Genomic DNA, 25257 nt, shown 5'->3' with positions numbered 1-25257 from the left:
ACCTGGAATTTGAGATCCCGGCACCCCTTTAATGAACCACTTCCTTCTCCTTCATCTTCTGCGCGGCATACTGAACCGACTTAACAATATTATGATACCCCGTACATCGGCAGAAGTTGCCATCCAACGCATGGCGAATATCAGCTTCTGACGGCTGCGGATTGTGTTGCAGCAGGTCGGCGGCTGTCATGATCATGCCCGGCGTACAAAAACCGCATTGCAGGCCATGACATTCGTTAAAACCTTCCTGTAGCGGATGCAGTTCACCGTTGTTACTCAGTCCTTCGATGGTTGTGATGTTGCAACCATCGGCCTGAACGGCCAGCAGCGTACAGCATTTGGTGGCTTTGCCATTAACGTGAATGGTACAGGCCCCGCAATTGCTGGTGTCGCAGCCTACATGGGTGCCTGTTAGATGCAGCACGTCGCGGAGGTAGCTCACCAGCAATAATCGGGGTTCTACAAAGTGACTGTATTGTACACCATTGACCGTAACATTTATTTTGGTACTCATGGAGTGTGGTTTAATATGTATGAACAATATTATTTATGAAGCAGGTGTTTTTTCCAGTTCTTTTTCCAGGTTTGAAAAAAATTGTTTGGTGAGCGTGTTCGAAACCCCACCCATAACCCGTTGCCCCAACGAAGCCAGCATGCCGCTCAATTTTACATCACCATCAAATACGATCTCCGTATCATCGGTTCCCACCGGTGACAGGTTAATTTTGATGGCGGCATTGGCATTGCCTATTCTACTGTTCTGTTGTGCTTTCAGGGTAAAAGCAGAAGGTTCCTGCAGATCGTCTAATTGCAGGTTGCCGGTAAAGGAGCCGCTCACCGGACCAAGTTTAATATCAAGAATGGATTTAAAGGTATGATCGCCTGTTTTTTCAAGGCGGGAAATGCCCGGGACTACTTTAGCGAGGGTATCCATATTCATCAGGGTCGCCCAAACTTTGGGTGGCGCTGCATGTAACAGATATTTCCCCGCAAGCTGCATATGGCATATAATTTAAAACCGCAGGGAACGGGATTAAAAGCAATCGTTATTTTTCCAGTATTAAGTTACAGAAAAAATGGAGTGGAGAAAAATAAAGATGAAGTAGGAGGTAGGAAGTATGAATAACCCTAATATTTGACGTAATGAGGAGAATCGGAGATCTAAAGAATCATAAGCTTCTTACTTCTTACTTCGGGTGTTTTGGGATTTACGGATACAGCAAATATTTCTTACGCATCTTTTTGTATTGCGACAAACCGGGCTCCCAGGAGTCCTGGATCTGTTTTACAGTTTTCCCGGCAATGATCTGTTTTTTGAATTCTGAGGTACCGGCAAGGAAGTCGATATTCCCGATCTGTTTGCTGATAGAACGATCAAAAAAGCGGCTTTTATCGGGGAATGCGTTATACAATTCGATCATCCATTCAATATTGATCCTTTTGCTTTTGCGGAGCTTCGACACATCGTATTTCCGAAGGTCTAACCCATAGCAAACCTCGTTCATATAAAGCGGCGATTCGCTCATGCCCGGAATGCTCACGGGGGTAAAGGAGAAGTTATATTTATCTTTTAATACCGGGGCGCCCAGCACGGTGAATGGCATCTGCGTACCGCGGCCGAGGTTAACGGCTGCTCCTTCAAATAAACAAATGGAGGGATATAGTAATATGCTTTGCTGGGTGTTTAAATTGGGAGAAGGTTTTACCGGCAGTACGTAATTCATATCATGGCGGTAATTTTTAACCGGGATGATGGTGATCTTGCAGGTTTTTTTGCCGGGCAGCCACCCTTCGCCATTGATCATTTTGGCAAATTCGCCGATCGTCATGCCGTGCGCTATGGGAATAGGGAATTGCCCGATGCCCGATTTATGCTTCATGTCGAGAATAGGGCCATCAACCAGGTAGCCATTGGGATTGGGCCGGTCGAGGATCAGCAATTCTTTATTGTTTTCTGCGCAGGATTCCATCACATCGCGCAAGATATTGATGTATGTATAAAAACGGCAACCCACATCCTGCACATCGAAGATCATGATATCAACATCGGCGAGGTCGGTTTCAGTAGGTTTTCTTTTATTGCCGTATAATGAGATAATAGGAATGCCGGTAGCTGCATCTGTTTCATCGGTTACTGAAGTGCCGGCGCTGGCGGTTCCCCTGAACCCATGTTCGGGACCAAATGCTTTAACAAAACGGATGCCCCGGGCCATCAGGCTATCGACCAAATGTTTTTTTCCAATGATAGTAGTGGGGTTGGCAAGAATTCCTACTCTTTTATTCTTTAAGAGATGAATATATTTCTCCGTTTGATCGGCACCGGTAATTATTGGGTGAGTGGCGAATGGTGAATGGTGAGCGGGCTGTTCGTCATTCAAATCTCCGACAAACTTCAAATCTCCGACCTCCGGCTTCAGCATTAAAGCAAAAAGCAACACCAATACGCAGTAGATCTTCATAACTGAATAGTTGATCTGTTAAAGATGATGGCGAATATAGCATATTTATCAATGCTTTTGCTGCTGTACTGCTTGCAGAAAAACGCATATTTCGATGGAGAGAGTAGCTGGTTGTACGGTCACGCTTTTTGCTTTATAAGGGGGAAAATGTCGTATTTTTAGAAGGTGGAAAAGAAGCCATTATATACTATTGGACATGGCAGCCGGAAGTCGGATGATTTTCTTGCCCTACTGAAGGAATACGATATTGAATATTTGGCAGATGTTCGTTCAAAACCATATTCCAGGTTTCATCCTCAGTTTAATCAAAATGCGCTAAAACTTTTTTTAGAGCAGCAGGGAATACGATATGTTTTTATGGGTGATGAATTAGGCGGCCGGCCTGCAGACGCATCTTGTTACGATAAGGAAGGCAAAATTGACTATGAAATTGTAAAGACAAAAGACTTTTTCAAAAGAGGAATTGAACGGCTAAAAACCGCTTACAATAAAGACGTAAACCTGGCCATTATGTGCAGTGAAAGAAACCCATGTGAGTGTCATAGAACGAGGCTAATTGGTATGGTATTAGACAATGACAATATTATCTTGCATCACATAGATGAGCATGGGAAAATTAAAGACCATGCAAGTGTTGTTAGGGAAATTAATAAGGGTCAGGCTCAAAAGGGGTTATTTGGGAATGACTCGTAAAGCTTGATTTTAGTTATACAAAACTTATGCAGATAATTTTGTCGTTAGTTTTCCATGAACATATTTCATCTCCTTTTTTCTCAATTCTTTATCGGTGGTTATTTCATGTAATCTTTGTTTGTCAACTAACCTGATCCAATGCGTAGCCGGAATGATATTATCTGAATGAAGCTCAAGCCTGATTGCAATATAATCAGGTGGCATCCGGTGATTATTGATTAACTGGCTCAACATGGTTTCGTCTATACTGATATCATCGGCAAATTCTTTTCTTTTTTTATTGAGTAGTTCAACATATTTTTTAAGAAAAGAACCAAATGTTAACTGCAGAGGTTTAGAATCTCAATGTTCTTAGGATGTAATGTGTAAAGATGAGCCTTATGTAATAGCTAACACTTTTTTCAAAGATAATAGTGTGATAATAGGAATCGTCCTGGTAAGCCAACAACCATTCCAAAACATGACCAGGATCATAAAACTTGTGCAGCTTCTATTCTTCCAGTATTTTCCCGTAGTATTACGTTTTGTTTTCAGGTGTTAGTACGGGTTCGTGGTTCATCATAATTAAGAACCTTTGTTTTACCCACGTATGTAATCTCTCTCTGGTTATGGCATTCCTATTAGTAGCCTAATTCGGTTAACCCTTCTTCCCGGGAATAAAACCAACCATGTATGTAAAACAGTTGCATGACTTGCTACCATGCTTGTTGAACCATTATTGTCAATAACCAACATTAAATCTCACCATTATGCTAACAGAAGAGAGTATCTCCTTACCGCCTATTTTTACCGCTGCTACAGCATTATTTAGTAAGTGGTCTGAATCGCCTATTGATCCCACTACGTCTATTATGGACAGCGCCTGGAATGGCGCCGGTGAATTTCAGTTCCCCAATGGCTGGGTATTCGCTAAAAATGATGCGAAATTCCTGTACCTGGCCCTCGATGTAGTGGCCGATACCGGCAACGACTTTGGTACCAATGACTATTACTGGCTTAGTTTTGATGTAGATGAGAACAAGAGCATTTCCGCTAACAAAGATGTAAACTATGGCCTGTATCCCGGTTTTCCCAATAAAATGGGTATTCAAAAATACCTGGGGCCCGGTGTGTGGACTGGCATTTCAGAACCACCCGAGTCAAAGAGCCGCGTTGAGTTTGGCCCGTCGCCAAAATCGGCCATTCCGCACCGCATCTGGAAATTCAAAATTGCGTTGACCGAAATAAACGCCAGCCTTTTTTCATTATTCGGATTACCCTACACATATTTTGGCTTCAGGGTGAAATCTTCCAACCCCGCCCTAACAATAGATTTTCCTGTGAACTTCTATCAGAATTTCTCTAATCTCACCAAGTTATACTTCGCTCGCAAACCGGCGCCCAGTCCGGCATTGCTGGGCGCTATCATTGGTACGGTTGGGCTCATTCCTACATCTGCTACTGTATTGTCGCCAGTAACGGGCAGAGCTACCACAACGGCTGGTTATTTTGTAGAAGCGCACAATGCAGCTTTCGGCGGGGTGTTGAATTTTATCGCTAACAAAGTAAATATTACATCACTTATTGGTTTGGGCGCGAATAAATACCGCATCTTACATGCAGTGCCTGGTAGTGCAACCTTCCTGCCACTGGTGTCGGCGTGGACCAATTACCGTTGGAACGGCGCCAACTATGTACCGCAAGCTTTTTCAGCCGATATCAATAAACAGTATACGCTTTTCAATCCGGCAGAAGAGTATTCGATCGATGAACTGTTGATACAATTCTCCACTTTAGGCATGGATACCGGTTTGCATAAATTTAAAGTTGAATTCTTCAAATCGGATGGCGTAACACCCGTAGCTTCTGCTCCGCAGGTATTGTCGTTGTTTATCGATAACAATGTGCCTAATGTAAATATCAATAGCATTAAGCATGGCGCTGTAGAAGTAACTGCTTGTGCAATTGAAAAGATTGGTCCGGGTGCAGATGGATTGAGCTTTAATGTAACCGCCAATGATCCCGAAGGCAACCTGCGTGCCTGGAGCTTTAGCGCAACATATGGTGAGAACCAGGCGGTGGCCATTTACAGCCAGGCGTATGAAACCGCCGTTCCGCCGGGAAATATCTGGGCCGGGGTGCAAAATTTTGCTGTGCCTACGGTACCCGCAGCCTGGAGGCCGCCCATACAATGCGCCTACAGCTTTATTGTGCAGGCCTGGGCCCGCACAACCAATGGCTATGGTTATATCGGCCATTCAACTTACCATCGCAATTTAACCTTGCTGGTATAAGCATTAGAACAAGTAAAGAAGAAGCGGCCCTCCGGGGTCGCTTTTTTTAATTAAGCGTGGCACGGTTTCTCCTTCGGCTCCGCTCAGGACCATGTCACGCCTACCTCAACCGTTCGTCTGTGATATAAACCAGTTATACAGTTTCCCGGAAAAAAATGTTGTCCCCAGCTAATACATTGCGGTCGGGAGGCGTCTTTATAGTTAGTCTCAAATTATTGTTCAACCTGCTGACCCTTGGGGCCTGCTTCTTGCTACATGATTGCGCTCAATGTCAGCTTAACCAAATGAAGTAAACCAAAGTATTATTATGCAATTTAACAAGGTTATTTCTCTCTTACTGCTCCTTTCGGTAGCCTACGAAAGCAATGCACAGAACAAGTACCAGTGGAAACAGGCAACTGCTGGTGGTTACACGTATAAATATGTAACCAATGATCCTTTACAGGCAAGGTTCTATACGTTGAAAAACGGCTTGTCTGTTATTTTAACCGTTAACCACAAGGAACCTCGAATAACTTATCGCATGGCGGTTCGTACCGGCAGCAACAACGATCCTAAAGATCATACCGGCCTGGCCCATTACCTGGAACACCTGCTGTTTAAAGGCACCGACAAGTATGGTTCGCTCGATTGGGCAAAAGAAAAACCTTATTTAGATAAGATCGATGCTTTATATGAGCAATACGGCGCTACCAAAGATGTAGAAAAACGTAAAGCCATCTACAAAACCATTGATAGCATTTCCGGTATTGCATCCCGCTTTGCCATTGCCAATGAATATGATAAGTTGATGAGCAATATTGGTTCGCAAAAAACCAATGCGCATACCTGGGTTGAAGAAACGGTGTATGAGGAAGATATTCCTTCCAACGCGGTTGATAAATTTCTGGCGATCCAGGCAGAACGTTTTCGAAAACCGATCCTCCGCTTGTTTCATACCGAGCTGGAAGCAGTTTACGAAGAAAAGAACCGGTGGCTGGATAATGATGGCGCCAAAGTGCAGGAAAATATGATGGCTGGTTTGTTCCCTACACATAATTACGGGCAGCAAACAACCATTGGCACCATTGAACACTTGAAGAATCCTTCCCTGGTTGCTATCAGGAATTATTACAATAAATATTATGTGCCCAATAACATGGGTATAATACTGGCCGGTGATTTTGATCCGGACGTAATGATCAAAAAAGTGGAACAGGCATTTGCCTACATGCAAAGCAAACCGGTTCAGGAATATCAATGCGCGCCTGAGAAACCGATCTCCGCGCCGGTTATAAAAGAAATTTTTGGGCCTTCTGCTGAAAACATGCGTATCTGTTTCCGTACGCCTGCTGCCAAAACGCACGATGCCATGGTGCTTGACCTCGCTTCTTCCATATTGTCGAATGGTAAAGCCGGTTTGTTCGATCTGAACCTGAACAAACAACAAAAAGCACAGGGCACACAAGCCGGTTTACAGCAGTATAAAGATTATGGCATTTTCATGATGCTCGGTTCTCCCAAGCAGGGACAAAAGCTGGAAGAAGTAAAAGACCTGTTGATTGGCCAACTGGCATTATTGAAAAAAGGCGATTTTGATGAAACTTTGATCAGGGCTATTGTAGCCAATGAGAAATTATCGATGTTGCAAATGCTCGATAATAACACCAGTAGCGCACAACTGTTAATGAATGAATTTATTAAGAACCGTTGCACGCTTTGGAATAAAGATGTATCGTACCTTGATGATATGGCGAAGATCACCAAAGCTGAACTGGTAGCAACCGTTAATAAATACCTCGGTGACAATAATTATGTACTGGTCTATAAAAGAAAAGGGGAGGATAAGAATATTGTAAAGGTAGAAAAACCACCGATCACCCCTATTGAAACGAATGCCGGCAAATCGTCTGACTATTTAAAAAAGATGGAGGCGATGCCTGTGGCAGATATTCAACCGCTGTGGCTGGATTACGATAAAGATATCACCCTTGCCAAAACTGGTATTGCTGATGTATTGTATGTGCAGAACAAATCGAACGAACTGTTTAGCTTGTACTATCAGTTTGATATGGGTACATGGAATAATAAATTGTTGCCGCTGGCTGCACAGTACCTGCAATTTTTAAGTACGGATAAATATACTGCAGAAGAGATCAGCAAATCGTTTTACAATATTGCTTGTAATTTCAACATCAGCGCTACCGCTGAAGTAACGACGGTTACCATCAATGGCTTGCAGGAGAATTTTGAAAAAGCGGCTGGTTTGTTTGAAGAAATACTGGCCAATTGCAAGCCTGATGAAGCGGCGTTAACTGCCCTGAAGTCGCGGTTGATGAAAGCCCGGGCCAACGCCAAAGCCGACAAGCAGAGCATCATGTCGGGGTTGGTGTCCTATGCGCGGTATGGTGCAAAAAATCCGTTTAATTCAGTGCTTACCGATGCTGAAATAAACCAGTTGAAAGCCGAAGACCTGGTGAATATTCTGCACAGCCTGATGCAGTATAAACACCGCATCATGTATTATGGTCCGCTGGGCGCTGATGCTTTTAAAACAACCGTTGCGAAGCTGCATCCCTTGCCGGCTTCCTTTACAGAATATCCTGAAAAGGCGAATTTCGCGCCTGTGGTTCAATCTGCCACTCAATTGTTATTTACCAATTACGATATGGTGCAAAGCGAGATCTGCTGGGTAAGAAATGATTTGCCTTATGATGCGAGCAAAGAAGCTGTAGTGAGTGTGTTTAACAATTATTTTGGCGGTGGTATGGGGTCGGTTGTTTTCCAAACCATTCGGGAGTCAAAAGCGCTGGCTTATTCAACTTATGCTTATTATAATACGCCTTCAAAGAAAGAATACCCATTCTATATGATGGCGTATGTAGGTTGCCAGGCCGATAAAATGAACGAGGCTATCAAAGGCATGAATGAATTATTGACTGAACTGCCTGTTTCAGAACAACGGTTCGAGCTGGCAAGAACAGGATTTAAAAAAGACCTGGAAACACAGCGTATAACCAAAGAAGGTATAATTGCTTCTTATTTGTCGGCCCGGCAAAAAGGTTGGAAAGGCGATTTCCGCAAAGATGAATATGCCGCATTGGCTGCGCTCAGGTTGCAGGATATTCAGGACATGCACAAGAGTCAGATCAGCGGTAAGCCTTATACCTATTGTGTAGTGGCTTCCGACAAAAAAATAAAGCTCGATGAGCTGAAAACGATCGGCGAAGTTAAGCAGGTTGGCCTGGAAGAGTTGTTTGGGTATTGATTTGTATAAATGAATTTATAACCCGGCAAATTGAAGCATAGAGTGCTTTGATGTGCCGGGTTTTTTTATTGCTGATTTTGGGATGTAGATATTTTGTGATTTCTTCAATTTTAGGTCTCATACTCGGTCACAAAATTCAAAATTTGCAAATCTCAAGAACCCGAAATCAATAAGTCAGAAATTTCTTACTTTTAGTGTCAATTTTACGATTAAAACCAACACTTGCTTAGTATGAAAAAATTTGTCTGCTTTTTTGTGGCTGTTTTTGGGTGCTTGGGAATGGCCCTTCAGGCCCAAATGAACCAAAAATTGGTGAAACAAAAAGCGCCCGCCGGTAGCAAAGCCATCAGTCCCAACCTCTTTGGTATTTTCTTTGAAGACATTAACTATGCTGCAGATGGCGGTTTGTATGCCGAATTAATTCAGAACCGTTCATTTGAATACAGCGCCAGCGACCGGCGCGACTGGCACCCATTAACTGCCTGGCAATATACTACCGAAGGTTTTGGTTATGGCACCATTTCCGTAGAAACCAGTACACCGGTGCATGAAAATAATCCGCATTATGTAGTGCTGAATGTTGAAGATGAGGGTAGGGAAGGTGTAGGTTTAACCAATACCGGTTTCGATGGCATTGTTGTAAAAGCCGGTGAAACGTATGATTTTTCGGTATTTGTAAAACAGCTATCAGGTAATGCCATTCCGTTAACTGTTTACCTGAAAGGCAAGAAAGATAAATTATCCAACGAAGCCACTTTCAATACGCAATCCAGCGACTGGAAAAAATATACCGCTACTTTAACTGCTACGCAAACTGACGACAGCGCCATGCTGGTGATCGTAGCGAAGGCAAAATGTAAAATAGCGATTGATATGATCTCCCTGTTTCCGCAAAAGACATTCAGGAACAGGCCCAATGGATTGCGTGCCGATCTGGCGCAAACCATTGCCGATCTGCAACCAAAATTCATGCGTTTTCCCGGCGGTTGCCTGGTGCATGGCGATGGTTTGGGCAATATATATCAATGGAAGAACACGGTAGGGCCGGTTGAACAACGAAAGGGACAAAGGAATATCTGGAGTTATCACCAAACAGTTGGCTTAGGTTATTTTGAATACTTCCAGTTTTGTGAAGATATAGGCGCCAAACCATTGCCGGTAGTAGCGGCTGGAGTAAGCTGTCAAAATTCAGGCGGCACCTGGCGTATTGGCGGTACCGGACAAAAAGGGTTGTCATTGGAAGAAATGAAAACGTATATCCAGGATATTCTGGACCTGATAGAATATGCCAACGGCGATGCTACAACAACGTGGGGAGCTAAACGCGCCGCGGCTGGTCACCCCGAACCATTTCACTTGGAGTATATTGGTATAGGTAATGAAGACAAAATTACCCCGGTATTCAAAGATCGCTTTAAAATGATCTACGACGTTGTATACGCAAAACATCCCGAGATCACTATTATTGGCACAACAGGCCCCTTCCACTCTGGCGAAGATTATGACCTGGGCTGGAATTTTGCCAATGAGGTAAAGGTTGAAATGGTTGATGAACACTATTATGAAAAACCGGAATGGTTTATCAACAACCTGAAACGTTATGATAAATATAACCGCGCAGCTTCAAAAGTATATGTAGGCGAGTATGCCGCGCATGATGTAAAGCGAAAGAACACACTGCGGTCTGCCTTAGCCGAGGCATTGTACATGACCTCATTGGAGCGCAATGGCGATGTGGTTATGTTTTCTTCCTATGCACCTTTGCTCGGGCGTAAAGGACATACCCAATGGAACCCCAACCTGATCTATTTTACCGGTACACAAATTTGTCCTACGATAAATTATTATGTGCAAAAGCTGTTTGCGAACAATGAAGGTGACACGTATTATGCTGATGTTATCTCCGCGCCTGTAGCAGATACGGCAAAGACGTTTGCAGCATCTTGTGTAAAGGATAGTAAAACAGGTGATATCATTCTCAAAATAGTAAATACAGATGCGGTAGTTGTTCCTGCAAAAATAAATTTAGCAGGACTGGGTGCTGTAAATACAAATGCGGGTGTTACGGTGTTAACCGGTGATCCAATGGCTGAGAACAGTTGTGAAGGTGCGCAAAATAAAACCCCGAAAAGCTCAAACATTTCCGTCAGCAAGTCATTTACTTATCAGGCGCCTGCCAATTCATTAAGTGTTATTCGAATACAATCCAAATTTGCCGGCAAGGGAAAAAAATAAGTATTCATGACACAATAAATAAATAGATCACGAACGTTAAATTGGCACGATTCAAGCAATATTGGCCCCGACAAAGTCGGGGCTCTTTTTTTGGTTGTTACATGTAATTTGTACATTTGTTCTCCTAATAATACCAGGGCAAGGCCCCAACCTTAAATAGCAATTAATCAGTACTATGAAAAAAATTTATCTTATTCTAATTGGTCTATTTACTTCCTGCCTTGCCATTTCCCAAACTGCCTCATACGAAATTTATGCATTAAAATATTCATCTTTAGTGCATGACTCGCTTGTTACATCAACGACAAAAGATAGTGTGAGCATTGATTTTATGATCTGGCTGATCAAAGGCAATGGAAAAAACATCTTAATGGATGCAGGTTATTTGTACAGCGTTGAATCTGCCAGGGATTTTGATATGATAGATGATCTGCGGCCTGACTCTACTTTGCAAAAGTTAACGCTTCGTCCGGAAGAGGTTACTGATATTATTCTAACTTACCCGTATTTCGAGCATGTGAATAGTATCGATGTGTTTCCCAATGCACAGGTATGGGTACAGAAAGAAGATTACAATTATTTCACAACAACTGCCTGGCAAAAAGGCGGTGTAAACAGTGAATTCAATAGAAAAGAAGTGCGCAAGATGGTCGAATTACACGCAACAGGTCGTGTAACGTTAGTTGAAGGGTATAATAAAGAAATAATACAAAATATCAGAATATTTCCCGGTTCAAGAAAACCATCGCTTCCGCAATATGCATTGGTAAAAACAGGGCTTGGCAATATGGCCCTGGCTTCAGACAATGTTTGGATCTATTATAACTCAAACTTTGTAACACCGGCGCCCTCGTTCAGCACATTTGATGCAAATGGTTATATAAAGGCTATGCAAAGAATGCATATGCTGGTAACGGATGAGAAGCTTATCATGCCTGGTTACGACGCCGCCACTTTCTCAAAATTCCCGGTTATTACGGAAGGAGTGATCAGGGTGAAATAGTAAATAGCGAAACATAGTACTATTTCTTACACAAAGAATTAGACGCTACGCCCGGAATAGAGGTTTTAATCATTTATTTATTAGCCTGCATATATTTAGAAATCGCTGATTAAAAATATAGAACCTGTCTCCTATGATATCTGCAGAAATTTCATTGCTTTTTTCTTCTCCTAAATTTTGCTTGGAAGTTAAGGCGATTTCAAAGTTCATAGTGAAATCGGTTGTGTTGTAGAAATAAAGTTTTGATTTTTTTGTTTTTGGTTGAAGGATGAATAATTCATTCGTTGAATTTATATTTCCTATTCCTTCCTCAATGATAAAGTTTTTTACCCATTCTTTTTTATTGTCAAATTTGGCAACGATACTAAATTCAAACATATTACCACTTTTCAGTCTTGTACTTAAGCCGCCTGTTGAATGAACGAAGATGTCAGCGTTTTTGACAAAGATTTCCCTAATATTTAGCCAATCCATGGTCTCATTTGACTGAATAGATGCAGTTCGTGGAAAATTTTGTTTTGGAAGTTCGAATAAGGTAGTCCATTTTGCCCCGGCAAAAGTTTTTTCAATTATTAAACTAGATATATATCGTGGTGGATAGTTATAATAAAAATAATCACTTATACCACAAATAAGTTCATTCGTGTGTTCATCAAAAGTTGTTTTAATGACATATAACTTTCTTAAATGCTCATCCGGGGGAAAAGGATTAGAAACTTTTACTGTTTTAGGGTTATCTAAATCGTTTGTTTCCCATATTAACAAGTCTTCTGTCATATTAATAATGCCAAAACCATTCTTTGTTTTGAAATAACCCTTTTGATAGGTGGATGTGTCAAAACCTCCAATTTTTGATAAGTCAAATGAATTCACTAAAATCCCGTTATTTAATACGTCAAAAAAGGATGGTGCATTATATTTAGATCTGAATATAATTGTCGTTTCCTTGTCGAGATTTAATATCTTATCAAATAAATATCCATCCCCCGGTTTGTAAGTTTGAATTATCTCGGTTTTCATAATAACGTATAAAATTAAGTATACTAATGAATTTGTGTGCATTTTGATGCACTTGGGCCCAATTAGTATCGAAAAAGGTTCGAGGATAATTTTGGGATATTCAATATCTATTTGCTTCTTTATAAATTATTAGCAGACTTGTCATTTCACATTTGCATAGCACGCTTAACAAGCAGTAATTTCAAATCACACATTGATTCAACAGGGCCAGCCAACTTTACAAATGCCAGCCTGTTAAATGTGCGTACCATTAATTTTTTTTTATTTTTATGCCCGTATATATTTTTGACCCTGCCAGCATAATTGTATTCAGGCCAACCATACAACGAAAAAGAACTGCTGCTCCAACTTGAAAACGGTGGAAGGGAAGCTTTTTCCTATATCTTTAAAGAATATTACCCCGCCTTGTGCGCTTTCGCCGAAAAACTCACCGGGGCCCCACAGCATGTAGAAGACCTGGTAGAAGAAGTATTTTTGAAAATATGGCTTAAAAAACAATCGTTCCACGACCTGAAGCACCTCAGGGATTTCCTTTATAAAGCAACCCGTAATGCCTGTTTCGATCTCAACCGGCGTACGATCCATAGCCTGGAGCGGCAGGCTTTATTTCTGCAGAACCAGGAGCAGTGGGAGCAGGCTGCGGACCTCGACATTATTCGTACGGAGGTGTATCGCAATATTCTAGAAGAGATCAGCCGGCTGCCCGAACAATGCAGTAAGATCGTGCATATGGGGTATATTGAAGGCCGGTCGAATGATGAAATAGCCCAGGCGCTTGGCTTATCGGTTCAAACCGTTAAAAACCAGAAATCGCGGGGTATCTCTTTATTAAAGCTGCGATTGCCTCCCGAAACATTTGCCTTGCTGCTGTTGATTGCCCGCCTTTAAAAAAAAATTATTTTCTTTTGGTACGATCGCTTCATCGCTGCGTAATAAAGAAAAGCACATGGCTTTATGAACGCATCCTCAACTGATCCCCAATATATTGCAGCCCTTATCCTTAAACAGCTGCAGGGGAATATTGCCAATGAAGAAAAAGATATACTCGACGCCTGGATAGCTGCCAATGCAGATCACCAGCGGCTTTGGAATGAAATGAATGATGTGACTGTATGCCAGGCTGCTATGCAGGCTATGGCGCGGTACGATGCTGCATCAGCATTGGAGCGCTTTATGCAAAAACATGCGAACCCTGAGCCGCAGGCAAAGCGCCGTGTAATGGCTTTGTGGAAATGGATGGCTGCGGCAGCGGTGATGGTACTGGCCTTTACGGCTTACTGGTGGTTTGTCAAAGCGCCGTATCAACAACCTGTTGTGGCTGAGAACCAGGCGCACGTAGATGTAGCGCCGGGGAAGAATGGCGCCATACTTACCCTGGCAAATGGCGAACGTGTTGTGCTGGATAGTTTACAAAATGGGGTAGTGGCCTTGCAGAACGGAACAAAAGCCACCTTGAAAGATGGCGAACTGGTTTATGCGCCGCCAGCCAATGCCGGCAGTGAAATGGTGTATAATACGATCTCAGTCCCTAATGGCCGGCAGTTCATGCTTACCCTGCACGACGGAACAAGAGTTTGGCTCAATGCCGCCAGTTCCATTCGATACCCGGTAGCATTTACCGGTACGCAACGGCAGGTAGAGGTCAGCGGTGAAACCTATTTTGAAGTGGTAAAGAATAAGAAAATGCCGTTCAGGGTTACTGTTGATAACAGGGCTGAAATAGAAGTGTTGGGAACACATTTCAATGTGAATGCCTATGACAATGAAGAAACGCTCAATACAACATTGCTCGAAGGCGCCGTGCGCATCACCACGCGGCAGGCTGCTTCATATGGAAAGCAATTGGAGCAGGTGCTGGTGCCGGGACAACAGTTGCAGCTAAGTGATAAAGGCGCTGCTATTGTAGAACCTGAGCTTGAAAAAGTGATTGCCTGGAAGAACGGCCTGTTCAATTTTGAAGGAGTGTATTTGAAAACGGCTATGAAGCAGATAGCGCGCTGGTACGATGTAGAGGTGGTGTACCGCGGCAATGTACCCGACATTAAATTTTTTGGAAGCATCAGCAGAAGTATAAGCCTGGCGGGTTTAATAAAAGGCTTCCAGAGCACCGGCGTACATATGACCATTGAAAATGGAAAACAACTGATCGTAATGCCATAATTTTTTAAACCTAAAAAAGAATGCCTATGGATTAAAACAAGTAGAGTTAGTAGAATAAAAAACCAGCATCAGGTAGAAGGAGTAACGTGAAAATCAGACTAATCAAATATTTAGAAGAAAATTAAATCGTAACGATCTTATGAAAAAATTTAAAGTTCATTTTCTACTGATTGTGGCTTTTTTAGTGCTGACAACTGCCTGTAAAAAGCAAAACATGGATGCCGCGTTTACCCACCCTGATACCAATGAAAAGATACAGGTAAAGCTGACAGGCGAAGAGCAGGAGATGTTGGCTGATATCTTAGGAACAAAAGGGGTGAAAGATGCTACTGATTTCAGGAACAAGGTTAACTATGTGAAAGCTAAATGTACGAATCAGCGTTCTGCCAGGTCATCTGCAGCTACAGCCGTCACCGATGATGGCAGTGAAGAAATATCGGTAGGAGATTTCCAAACTTTAGGCCTGACGGAACTACATGAATGGGATATTGATTATAGTATAATGTCAAACATCCTTTCGCAATACCCTACAGGAATTAAAGTATACAAGGGGGTAGGCATAGTGTATGCAACGTTTGCTATTAGAGGCAATCAGATACTTTTTAATGTTCCTTATACTGTTGCTATGAATAATTCATCTAATCCTGTTATTGTAAAAGTGGCTGCAATGCCTTCAGCCCCACCCAGTATGCAACCTGTAGGGGCTCACTGGGGTACTTATAGCGCCTCGCCATACCCTGCTTATGTACAGTCTTTTGGTACAAGTTCAGCATCCGTTCATGCCCAGGGTACAGAGATGAGGACCCAGGTGTTTTCAATGGAAGGAAAGGTAAAAATATCAACCGAAACCGACCTGGAAGTATTTAAAGCTGGGGTAGAGCTGGAAGCTGGATTTACCATAGAATCAGCTCAAAACATTTATAACCAATATATTTTACAGGGAACGTTTACCGTTCAATTGCTTTCTCCCGGCGGAGATAACTGGCTGCCTGTATTTAATTTTGCCAGTTCCCTGAAAGCTCTTCAGTATGGTATTTTGCGAAATCGATAACCAAACAATTTGATGAAATACATAAATGTACTATCGCTTGTTGCTTTGTGTTTTGCTGTTTCGGGATGTTCGGGACATGAGAAGGTAAAGAAAAAGGAAAAAGAAAAGGTAACGCAGGATGGGTTCCGGTATGTTTCCTTTGGGAAAATACCTAAGGATAAAATGGGTAAAAAAACAGGGCGGCATTATTGGGATAAAACCTATTACATTAGTAAGCCTGCTGCGGATTCGTTTTATGTTTATGGCGGCTTTGATAGTATCAGGATGAAAACTCCGGGTGAAAAGTTTGGGACCATGTTCCGGAAAGTTGATATCCGCGCCATTTCCTGGAAGCCCGAACCTAGCTATGATGATTTTTCCTTTGTAGGAAATTATATAACAGACAGTTTGCCCGGCTATTATATGAGCTATTATTTTACAAAGGACAGAAGCGGCATTCTGCAATTGGGTTATACCGATCCCGGCAACCTGAACAGTGTTATTTTATTTACAAAAGATAGTGTGAACGTTTTAAAAAGATCAGGGGTCAATATCGATCCCCGGGATGAGCAATAGGTTTCCTATTCGTTTACTGAAAGAAAGATATTATTAGTATAGCCATGATTTTCTAACCTTAAAACTAGATCTATCGAGTAAAAACAACCTGGGTTAGCAGATGAAGAAACCGGAAGCAGGTCGAAGTGCTTCCGGTGGTAGTCTGGCTAATCTAAAATACCTGTAGTAAAAATTATATCAACCAAAACTGTAACAAACTTATGCAAAAAATCGCTCTTTCAGAACGAAGGGGATTTCTTCTGCTATTCCCCCGACCAATCCTGCGAATTATGAGAATGACATCTTTTTTCATTTTTGCCTGCATGCTGCATGTTTCAGCCAAAACAGTTTCCCAAACCATTACCCTGCAGGGGCGCGATATTCCACTGAAAAAAGTGTTCAAAGTGCTCTACAAACAAACAGGATACGTGGTATTCGGTGATGAGCGTTTGTTTGAGCTGGCTGCTCCCGTAACGGTTGATGCCCGCAACATGCCCCTGGAAACCTTCCTCGTCACTATCTTCCGCGATCAACCATTGACCTACTCTATTGACAGTAAAACCATTTTCCTTTCCAGAAAAAACAGTCCGGCTGTTGTTCAGTCAGCAGCCGATACTACCATTATACCTGTACTAAAGGGCACCATTAAAGATTCAGCGCAACAACCTGTACAGGGCGCTACCGTTACGGTGCGTAATACCAGGTTGATCGCTGTTACCGACCAGCAGGGAAATTTTACCCTGAAGGAAGTGCCGGCCAACGGCACGCTTACGGTGACCAGCGTGGCCCATCAGCAAAAAGACATTAAGATAGGCGGCAAAAGCGACATAACCGTTCTATTGCTGCCCGCCGTACAAAAGCTCGATATGGTAGAGGTAACGGTAAATACCGGTTACCAGTCGCTCCCCAAAGAAAGAGCCACCGGTTCATTTGGTATTATCACCAGCAAACAATTGTCGCAGGTGCCTGTAGTAAGCATCCTGGAACGCATGCAGGGAATGTTAACAGGTGTTGACATTTCAACCAAAACAGCCCCCAATAAAAGCCGCAACGGTTCTGTTGTAGTGCGGGGCCTTTCAACCATTAAAAGTAACTATACCGCTGTAAGCACCGATCCTTTACTGGTTATCGATGGCTTTCCTTCGCAGATACCCATCTCAAGCGGCGCCCTTGATTACCTGAATCCCGATGATATTGACCAGATCACCGTGCTGAAAGATGCGGCCGCTGCTTCCATCTGGGGTATACAGGCCGCTAATGGCGTAATTGTCGTGGTTACCAAAAAAGGCAATCGTAACAGTAAACCTTCCCTCAATTTCTCTACCACGCTGGGTACCAGCAGCAAACCGGGGGTAAAGTACGGGAAGATCATGTCGATGCCTGATTATATAGCCATGGAGAAAGAATTGATAAATAAGGGAAGAGCCATTGACCCTACGGGAACAACTACAGGTATTCTTCCTCCCAACAGTAGCACAGCGCAAACCATTGTATGGCGTTTCAAGCGGGGTGAAATAACCGAAGCGCAAATGAATGAGCAGTTGGATGCTTTAGGCACGATCGACAACAGCGACCAAATGGCGCAATATATGCTGCAACGGCCAACTACCCGCCAGTACAACCTGTCGGTTTCTGGCGGCGGGCTCAACAGTTCCTATTTCCTGAGCGGCTTTTTTTACAAAGATGAAAGAATTTACAAAAGCAATACGAACAGGGGGTACTCATTGCGGGCCGGTGCAACCTCCGGTTTGTTCGATGGCCGTATCACAGTGAGTGCCGACCTGAGCTTTGGCAATACGCACGATAAAATAAACGAAGCAGCCGTACGGGCCATGAGCGTTGGGGTAGAAGGAATGCGGCCGTATGACCCACTGGTAGATGCAGACGGCAAGGCAATAAAGTATGATGTATTTTTAGTGCCTTCTGTTGCCCGGAACCTCGAAAGCAAAGGATACCTGCCTTTTACCTATTCGCCCATCGATGAGCTCAACTATTCCAACACGTTTACAAACAATAATAACCTGGCCATGAACGTAGCGGTGAATGGTAAAGTTACACCCTGGCTGGGTGTGAATGTGTCGGGCAATATCGGCCGCCTGTTCGGCGACTGGGAACAATACTGGGAACCGGAAAGCTATGAGGCCCGCATCATGGTGAACAAAGCCACTAGCCTGGCTTCCAATGGTACGCGTGTGTATGGAATACCTCCCGGTGGCAGACTTAATTTGGATAACTCGCTGGGCAGAAGCTATAACCTGCGTGGACAGGTCAACGTAAACAAAAGCTTTTACGAAAAGCACCAGCTGAACCTGCTCGTTGGTACGGAGATCAGGGAAACCTATAATAAATCGAGCGGGGAGCTCCGTTACGGGTACGACAAATCAATCAATCTCTTTAGAGGTGTTAACCCGTTTGTAGGCTATAGAGACATGTATGGCGCAACCCAATCTATAGGCGCCACATCGAAAGCAGTTACAGAAAAAACCACCCGCTCGCTGTCGCATTACGCCAATGGTTCCTATACATTCGCCAACAGGTACATTGCCTCGGCCAGCGCCCGTTTCGACGACTATAACCTGCTGGGCGTTGAACGGCGTAAAAGGGCCATCCCCTTATGGTCGGCAGGCCTGAAGTGGAATATCAATAACGAACGGTTTATGCAACATATTCCCTGGATAAACCAGTTGGCCGCCCGCTTCACCTATGGCTTTAGTGGTAATGCACCCCAGGGGTACGCGCCGGTAGCCGTTATCAGCATACTGGGAGCCGACTGGTTCACCAATCATCCGTATGGTATTATTGATAAACCGGCCATTGACAACCTGGCCTGGGAAAAAACACGCATGATCAATTACGGGATCGATTACTCTCTTTTCAAAAACCGCGTTTATGGTTCACTGGAGTATTATAAAAAACATACTACCGATATTATTTGGCAGTTGCCCATCAACAGCACCTATGGGTTCAGCAATTCCAGTTTCAATACCGCCAACCTCGATGGGCATGGCATTGACATTGGCATTAGTGTGGTGCCTGTGTTGAAGAAGGACCTGAAGTGGATCAGCACGCTCAACATATCGTACAATACGAACATCATAAAAGATGCCCGTTTCGAGAAGCCAACTACTTCTTTTGCCCCTGAATACCTGTATAATGGTTACCCCACCGATTATGTATTTTCTTATTCATGGGCCGGGCTCGACAGTACCGGTCAATCTTTGATCAACGATCCTAAAACAAAAGGTAAAGTATATTCTGTGTTTGAATATCCTTTCGAGAACATCAGGGTATACTCGGGGCGCAGCAAATCGCCCTGGTTCGGCAGCTTCGGCAATGGCGTACAATACAAAGGCATTGAACTGAACGTACAATTGCTGTATGCATTGGGCGGCGTATTCCGCAAACCATCGATCAGTGATGTAGGGTATACCAATAATTATTATTTAGGCAGAACCGGCGATCTGGCCGATCGTTGGCGCAAACCGGGCGATGAAAAAATTACCAATATACCCGGGCTTGAATTTGGTGCCGGTACTGTTTATTATACCAGCATGGCCCGCTATACCGAATCAACTTATTTGATCAGGAGCCGCAGCAATATCAAATTGCAGCAGGTCATGCTTGCGTATACTATCCCTGGAACATGGTTGCAGAAAACGGGAATAAAGAACCTGAACCTTTCTGCCATTGCGCGCAACCTGGGCATGATATGGGCAGCCAACAAGGAAAAGCTGGACCCTGATTATTTATATGTCACAGGTAATAATTACCAGTTGCCGCCGCTCAGATCGTATACTTTCAGATTGTCACTGAATTTTTAAACCCATCAACAGCAAGAACATGAATTCCTATAAAATCAGCTTCGTATTCTTTCTTTTGTTTGTACTGGCCGGCTGCCGCAAATATGTGGAAGAAGTGCCCATACAGGGACAGCGGGTATTGGAATATACCGACGATTACCGGGCGTTGATGAATAACCGCAACGATCAGCAATATAGCTCCGGGTTGGCCCCGATCCTCAGTTGTGACGACCTGGATCTGATCGATGCTGCCATACAGGGGAATATGACCAGCACCAGTCAAAGGGCCATGTATACCTGGAGCAAGCCATTTTATATTGATCAGCAAATCGATTATGATTGGGCCAATTATTACAGCACCATGTATGTGTACAATACCGTCATCAATGGTGTAATGGATAGTAAAGGCGGTAATGCAACAATGAAGAGCGGTATACTGGCTGAGGCCCTGCTGCACCGGGCATTCAATTATTTTCTGCTTGTTAATTTGTACAGCAACCAATATGATGCAGCTACGGCCGCCAGCGATCCCGGCGTGCCTTTAATGCTTAAACCCGTATTGTTCGTTGACCTTACCCGGCCTTCTGTAGAGCAGGTATATGACCAAATGCTGAGTGATATTAATGCAGCATTGCCTTTGCTGCCTGTAAAGCAGGACATCAATTTCAAACCCAATAAAGCCGCGGCTTTCGCATTGCTCTCGAAAGTGTATTTGAATATGCGCGATTTTACGGCAGCCGCTGCTTTTGCCGACAGTACCCTGGCGCTCTCAGGCGACCTGTACGATTTTAATTTATCCATAGCTACAACACCTTATACCTTTCCATCACAGTTCAACGACAAACAGGTGTTATTGCGCAAAGTGCCCCGGTTAACGCCTAGCGCCCCGCAGTTAAGCCAGTCGCTGCTCGGCCTGTTGGGCACCAAAGATCTTCGCTATGTACTTTTTGTAAAGCCCGGCAATAATTTTTACCCCGCATTTACCGGCCAGGGGTACTGGTCAAGGGAAAGGACCTCTGGCACGGAAGATAAACCGGCAGTAGGGTTAACCGTGAATGAAACCTGGTTGATAAAAGCAGAATGCCTGGCCCGCGCCGGTAAAAAAGACGAAGCTGTGGATATGCTCAATACCTTGCGCAAACGCCGTTTTAAACCTGTTGACTATGTAGCGCTCACCGCTGCCAGTGCCGATGAAGCATTGAAACTTGTGATCGATGAAAGAAGGCGCGAGTTCTTTGGTACCGGCCTGCGGTGGTTCGATCAACGGCGGTTGAACAAGGATGTTCAATTCACTGCAACTATAACGCGGAAATTCAATAATGTAACTTATACTCTGGAGCCTAACAGCAATGCCTATGTTTTCCCGCTGGCCAATTTGCTGATCGCCCAGAACCCGGAGATGCAACAAAATCCATAACCCATAAGTAAACAGCTGTCTGTAATACCGTTTGCCTGCATGCCAGGCAAACGGCGGCAGCAGCTTTTTGCCCGCACAAACGGTAACAAAAACTATAACAAGCATATAATGGAAAAAAGTATTGTCAGGATTGAGGCACTGTCGCACCGCTACAGTACCAACTGGGCTATCCGTGATATCAACATGGAGATAAGCTCGGCAGGCATCGTAGGACTACTTGGATCTAATGGTGCAGGAAAATCCACTACCATGAACATCCTTTGCGGCGCATTGAATCAAACCGAAGGGAACGTGTACATCAATGGCTTTGATATGCGTAAGGAGCGGGAACTGGCCAAAAGAGAGATCGGCTTTCTTCCCCAGCAACCCCCGTTGTATATGGACCTCACCGTAAATGAGTACCTGTACTATTGCGCCAACCTGCGCCTGATCCCGAAAACAGCGATCAAAGGAGCCGTTGAAGAAGTGAAAGAACGGTGTGGTATAGCCCATTTCAGCAACCGGCTTATCCGTAATCTTTCCGGCGGTTACCGGCAGCGCGTAGGCATAGCGCAGGCTATTATTCACCGGCCCCGGCTGATAGTGTTAGATGAGCCCACCAATGGCCTTGATCCCAACCAGATCATTGAAGTAAGGGCGCTTATAAAAGAAATAGCGAGGGACCGGGCAGTCATCTTTTCTTCCCATATCCTGAGCGAAATTCAGTTGTTGTGCAAAGACATTATGATGATCGAGAATGGAAAGATCGTATTCTCCGATACCATGGATGCGTTCAATAATTATGTAGAACCACACAGCTTGCTGGTGCACCTGGAAAACCCGCCGAGTGCCACAGAGCTTGAGCAAATAAAAGGGGTAAATAAAGTAGAATTCCTTACTGCCCGGCAGGCGCGCATTTATTTTACCGGCGATCAGCAGATCACGGAAAGGGTAGTAGAGGCCAGCGTTCAGCATAAATGGCGGCTACGCGAGATCAGCATCGATAAAACCGCGCTGGACGAAGTGTTTAAACAATTATCCTCGAAATCATCAAAACAATAAAGTATTCCATGAAAACGATCTTCAAAATAGCGCAAACCGAGCTGCGCACCTTATTCTATTCGCCCATTGCCTGGTTCCTGATGATCATTTTCCTGATCCAGTGCGGCATAACTTATATGGATATGCTTGAAATGATCGCCCGGGAACAGGATGCCGGTAACAAGTTGAATATAAGCCTCACCGATTTCATTTATTTTGGCAAAAGCGGACTGGTGGGCGGTGTAATGCAGTACCTGTACCTGTACATGCCGTTGTTGACCATGGGCCTCATAAGCCGCGAAACAAGCAGCGGTACCATAAAGCTGTTGCATGCCTCGCCGGTAAAGATCAGGCAGATCGTACTGGGAAAATTCCTCTCCATGATGATCTACAGCCTGCTGCTGCTGGCGCTCATTGGTGTTTTTGTATTGTTAGGTATGTTCCAGATTCAATCGCCCGATGCCGGAAAACTGCTGAGCGCCCTGCTGGGTTTTTTCCTGCTGTTATGCGTCTATTCCGCCATTGGTTTATTTATGTCGAGCCTCACCAATTACCAGATCGTTGCGGCCATATGCACCTTCGTGATGTTCGCCATCCTGTTTTATATTGGTAAACTGTGGCAGGGCGTTCCGTTTGTAAGGAACCTTACCTATTTCCTTTCTGTTACCGGGCGTACCAGCAATATGCTGAACGGATTGATCACCACCAAGGATGTGCTTTATTTTATATTGATCGTTTATCTTTTCCTGGGTCTTAGCGTGTATAAAATGCAGGGCGATATTGAATCGCGGCCCGCATTGGTGCGTATGGGCCGGTATGTGCTGGTGCTTGTTATTACCCTTACCATAGGGTATATCAGTTCCATTCCGGTGCTGGTAGGGTATTACGATGCCACGGCCGGCAAGGCCCGAACGCTTACAAAAAAAGCGCAGCAGATCATAAAGGAACTGGGCAGGGAGCCGCTGGAGGTTACTGCTTATAATAACCTGTTAGGGAATTACTGGTATATGGGGGCGCCGGAATCGTACAACACGAACCTGGGCAAATGGGAACCGTATATGCGGTTCAAGAATAACATAGAACTGAAAACAGTGCTATACTATGACTCGGCGCTGGATGTGCGTAATCCCGAAAAATGGTTTGGAGGAAGAACGCTGGAAGCCGTTGCCAAACGGAATGCAGAAAGCAGGGACCTGTCGCTCGCCGATTTTAAAACGCCTGCTGAAGTTCGAAAGCTTGTTGACCTGCGCCCCGAAATGAACCGCTATGTGATGCAGTTAAAATATAAAGGCCGCACCACCTTTTTACGGGTATTCGACGATATGCACCAGTGGCCCAGCGAAACGGAAGTGTCTGCTGCGCTGAAACGCCTGCAGCAGGCCAGTATGCCGAAGATCATTTTTTTGACCGGTCATTTTGAAAGGGACATCAATAAGGCCGGCGATCGTGAATACAAAGTACTTACCAATCTAAAGAACTTCCGCAATTCGCTCATTAACCAGGGGTTTGATGTTGATACGCTTTCACTGGCCACCCATGATATTCCTGCCGGTATTTCTGCACTGGTGCTGGCAGATCCCAAAACGGCTTATACGCATGCCGAGCTTGCCAAGCTGCAGCAATACATCGATAACGGCGGTAATATGCTTATTGCCGGTGAGCCGGGAAAGCAGGCATTGCTGTCGCCCCTGCTCAACAGGTTGGGTGTTAAAATGATGGATGGCGTATTGGTGCAGCCAACAAAAGAGCTGGCGCCGGAGCTGGTGACGCCCTATCTTACCACAACTGCGGCCGGGTTTTACCCGCCGCTGCAACACAGCCACCACGACAGCGCTTACATTTCCATGCCTGGTGTTACAGCGCTTACCTATACCGACACCGGCTCGTTTACCATAAAACCCCTGCTAATGACCAATGGCCGGTCGGGCTGGCTCAAGAAAGATAAACTGGTAAGCGATTCGGCCGAGGTGTTATTTGATTCAACCAAAGGCGATGAGCGCAGGTCCTTTGCCACTGCGCTTGGCCTTACCCGTACCCTGAATGGCAAAGAGCAGCGGATCGTGATCACCAGCGATGCCGATTTTATAAGCAATGCAGAATTACAACGGTTCAATATGCGCGCTGCCAATTTTGTATTCAACACCGGTTTATTTTGCTGGATGAGCTATGGCCAGTTCCCCATCGACAGCAGCCGCCCGCCGGCCAAAGACACAAAAGTTTTGTTGACAAAAAACCAGGTGAAAATTGCAAAGATCATTTTTATATGGATACTCCCCTGCATTTTGCTGGCATTTGGTTCCATTCTTTTGATCAGGCGTAAACGCAGATAAACTGTAAAATGAGTA

17 protein-coding genes are annotated in these 25257 nt (G+C 44.2%); 13 read left to right on the top strand and 4 right to left on the bottom strand.

The genetic code is table 11. From position 1 onward, the window contains the following. Window positions 1-28 precede the first annotated feature (28 nt). From FAM09_RS21695 to FAM09_RS21685, 3 genes are all read right to left on the bottom strand, one after another. Window positions 29-514 carry a (2Fe-2S)-binding protein gene (locus FAM09_RS21695; RefSeq protein WP_136579245.1) on the bottom strand — a complete coding sequence of 162 codons (486 nt, stop codon included), beginning with the start codon at window positions 512-514 and terminating at the stop codon, window positions 29-31. 33 nt (window positions 515-547) lie between these two features. Further along, window positions 548-1000 (bottom strand): CoxG family protein, encoded by a 453-nt coding sequence (locus FAM09_RS21690; RefSeq protein WP_136579244.1) that lies wholly within the window; start codon window positions 998-1000, stop codon window positions 548-550. 208 nt (window positions 1001-1208) lie between these two features. Next, window positions 1209-2459 (bottom strand): exo-beta-N-acetylmuramidase NamZ family protein, encoded by a 1251-nt coding sequence (locus tag FAM09_RS21685; protein WP_136579243.1) that lies wholly within the window; start codon window positions 2457-2459, stop codon window positions 1209-1211. 165 nt (window positions 2460-2624) lie between these two features. Here FAM09_RS21685 and FAM09_RS21680 point away from each other — a divergent pair, with 165 nt between their 5' ends. The 5 genes from FAM09_RS21680 (at window position 2625) to FAM09_RS21660 (ending at window position 11910) form a co-directional block, all read left to right on the top strand. Continuing rightward, window positions 2625-3152, top strand: coding sequence for a DUF488 domain-containing protein (locus FAM09_RS21680; protein WP_136579242.1), 528 nt, complete (start codon window positions 2625-2627; stop codon window positions 3150-3152). 749 nt (window positions 3153-3901) lie between these two features. Continuing rightward, on the top strand, window positions 3902-5425 hold the full coding sequence (locus FAM09_RS21675; RefSeq protein ID WP_136579241.1) for a hypothetical protein: 1524 nt from the start codon (window positions 3902-3904) through the stop codon (window positions 5423-5425). A gap of 307 nt (window positions 5426-5732) precedes the next feature. Beyond that, window positions 5733-8672 carry a M16 family metallopeptidase gene (locus tag FAM09_RS21670; RefSeq protein WP_136579240.1) on the top strand — a complete coding sequence of 980 codons (2940 nt, stop codon included), beginning with the start codon at window positions 5733-5735 and terminating at the stop codon, window positions 8670-8672. Between the two features lie 231 nt (window positions 8673-8903). Beyond that, window positions 8904-10907, top strand: a complete 2004-nt coding sequence (locus FAM09_RS21665; RefSeq protein WP_136579239.1) for an alpha-L-arabinofuranosidase C-terminal domain-containing protein — start codon at window positions 8904-8906, stop codon at window positions 10905-10907. A 175-nt stretch (window positions 10908-11082) separates the two neighbouring features. Next, complete coding sequence (locus FAM09_RS21660) at window positions 11083-11910, top strand: MBL fold metallo-hydrolase (RefSeq protein ID WP_136579238.1); 828 nt, start codon at window positions 11083-11085, stop codon at window positions 11908-11910. Between the two features lie 69 nt (window positions 11911-11979). Here the strand turns inward: FAM09_RS21660 and FAM09_RS21655 are convergent, their stop codons facing one another. After that, the gene (locus FAM09_RS21655; RefSeq protein WP_136579237.1) at window positions 11980-12930 is read right to left on the bottom strand and encodes a hypothetical protein; all 951 of its coding nucleotides are present in this window, start codon (window positions 12928-12930) and stop codon (window positions 11980-11982) included. Window positions 12931-13233: 303 nt separating this feature from the next. Here FAM09_RS21655 and FAM09_RS21650 point away from each other — a divergent pair, with 303 nt between their 5' ends. From FAM09_RS21650 to FAM09_RS21615, 8 genes are all read left to right on the top strand, one after another. Continuing rightward, entirely contained in the window at window positions 13234-13818 is a 585-nt protein-coding gene (locus FAM09_RS21650) for an RNA polymerase sigma factor (RefSeq protein ID WP_136579236.1), read from the top strand. A 66-nt stretch (window positions 13819-13884) separates the two neighbouring features. Beyond that, window positions 13885-15090 carry a FecR family protein gene (locus FAM09_RS21645; RefSeq protein ID WP_136579235.1) on the top strand — a complete coding sequence of 402 codons (1206 nt, stop codon included), beginning with the start codon at window positions 13885-13887 and terminating at the stop codon, window positions 15088-15090. 139 nt (window positions 15091-15229) lie between these two features. Then, window positions 15230-16141, top strand: a complete 912-nt coding sequence (locus FAM09_RS21640; RefSeq protein ID WP_136579234.1) for a hypothetical protein — start codon at window positions 15230-15232, stop codon at window positions 16139-16141. 12 nt (window positions 16142-16153) lie between these two features. Beyond that, window positions 16154-16696, top strand: coding sequence for a hypothetical protein (locus FAM09_RS21635; protein WP_136579233.1), 543 nt, complete (start codon window positions 16154-16156; stop codon window positions 16694-16696). A 269-nt stretch (window positions 16697-16965) separates the two neighbouring features. Then, complete coding sequence (locus FAM09_RS21630) at window positions 16966-20496, top strand: SusC/RagA family TonB-linked outer membrane protein (RefSeq protein ID WP_166437225.1); 3531 nt, start codon at window positions 16966-16968, stop codon at window positions 20494-20496. A 19-nt stretch (window positions 20497-20515) separates the two neighbouring features. Continuing rightward, window positions 20516-21892: a RagB/SusD family nutrient uptake outer membrane protein gene (locus tag FAM09_RS21625; RefSeq protein ID WP_136579231.1), complete on the top strand. Its 1377-nt coding sequence runs from the start codon at window positions 20516-20518 to the stop codon at window positions 21890-21892. Window positions 21893-22000: 108 nt separating this feature from the next. Beyond that, window positions 22001-22933, top strand: a complete 933-nt coding sequence (locus tag FAM09_RS21620; RefSeq protein WP_136579230.1) for an ABC transporter ATP-binding protein — start codon at window positions 22001-22003, stop codon at window positions 22931-22933. Window positions 22934-22941: 8 nt separating this feature from the next. Further along, on the top strand, window positions 22942-25242 hold the full coding sequence (locus FAM09_RS21615; RefSeq protein WP_136579229.1) for a Gldg family protein: 2301 nt from the start codon (window positions 22942-22944) through the stop codon (window positions 25240-25242). Window positions 25243-25257 lie beyond the last annotated feature (15 nt).

Source organism: Niastella caeni (genome assembly GCF_004834005.1).
Taxonomy (GTDB): Bacteria; Bacteroidota; Bacteroidia; order Chitinophagales; family Chitinophagaceae; genus Niastella; species Niastella caeni.
Note: the sequence above shows the minus strand (reverse complement) of the source record. Positions and strands in the feature narration are given on the sequence as shown.

Excerpts from the sequence above, each read along its gene's own strand:
- FAM09_RS21695 (WP_136579245.1), bottom strand. The coding sequence starts at position 514 with ATGAGTACCAAAATAAATGTTACGGTCAATGGTGTACAATACAGTCAC.
- FAM09_RS21690 (WP_136579244.1), bottom strand. The coding sequence starts at position 1,000 with ATGCAGCTTGCGGGGAAATATCTGTTACATGCAGCGCCACCCAAAGTT.
- FAM09_RS21685 (WP_136579243.1), bottom strand. The coding sequence starts at position 2,459 with ATGAAGATCTACTGCGTATTGGTGTTGCTTTTTGCTTTAATGCTGAAG.
- FAM09_RS21675 (WP_136579241.1), top strand. The coding sequence starts at position 3,902 with ATGCTAACAGAAGAGAGTATCTCCTTACCGCCTATTTTTACCGCTGCT.
- FAM09_RS21670 (WP_136579240.1), top strand. The coding sequence starts at position 5,733 with ATGCAATTTAACAAGGTTATTTCTCTCTTACTGCTCCTTTCGGTAGCC.
- FAM09_RS21665 (WP_136579239.1), top strand. The coding sequence starts at position 8,904 with ATGAAAAAATTTGTCTGCTTTTTTGTGGCTGTTTTTGGGTGCTTGGGA.
- FAM09_RS21660 (WP_136579238.1), top strand. The coding sequence starts at position 11,083 with ATGAAAAAAATTTATCTTATTCTAATTGGTCTATTTACTTCCTGCCTT.
- FAM09_RS21655 (WP_136579237.1), bottom strand. The coding sequence starts at position 12,930 with ATGAAAACCGAGATAATTCAAACTTACAAACCGGGGGATGGATATTTA.
- FAM09_RS21645 (WP_136579235.1), top strand. The coding sequence starts at position 13,885 with ATGAACGCATCCTCAACTGATCCCCAATATATTGCAGCCCTTATCCTT.
- FAM09_RS21640 (WP_136579234.1), top strand. The coding sequence starts at position 15,230 with ATGAAAAAATTTAAAGTTCATTTTCTACTGATTGTGGCTTTTTTAGTG.
- FAM09_RS21635 (WP_136579233.1), top strand. The coding sequence starts at position 16,154 with ATGAAATACATAAATGTACTATCGCTTGTTGCTTTGTGTTTTGCTGTT.
- FAM09_RS21630 (WP_166437225.1), top strand. The coding sequence starts at position 16,966 with ATGAGAATGACATCTTTTTTCATTTTTGCCTGCATGCTGCATGTTTCA.
- FAM09_RS21625 (WP_136579231.1), top strand. The coding sequence starts at position 20,516 with ATGAATTCCTATAAAATCAGCTTCGTATTCTTTCTTTTGTTTGTACTG.
- FAM09_RS21620 (WP_136579230.1), top strand. The coding sequence starts at position 22,001 with ATGGAAAAAAGTATTGTCAGGATTGAGGCACTGTCGCACCGCTACAGT.
- FAM09_RS21615 (WP_136579229.1), top strand. The coding sequence starts at position 22,942 with ATGAAAACGATCTTCAAAATAGCGCAAACCGAGCTGCGCACCTTATTC.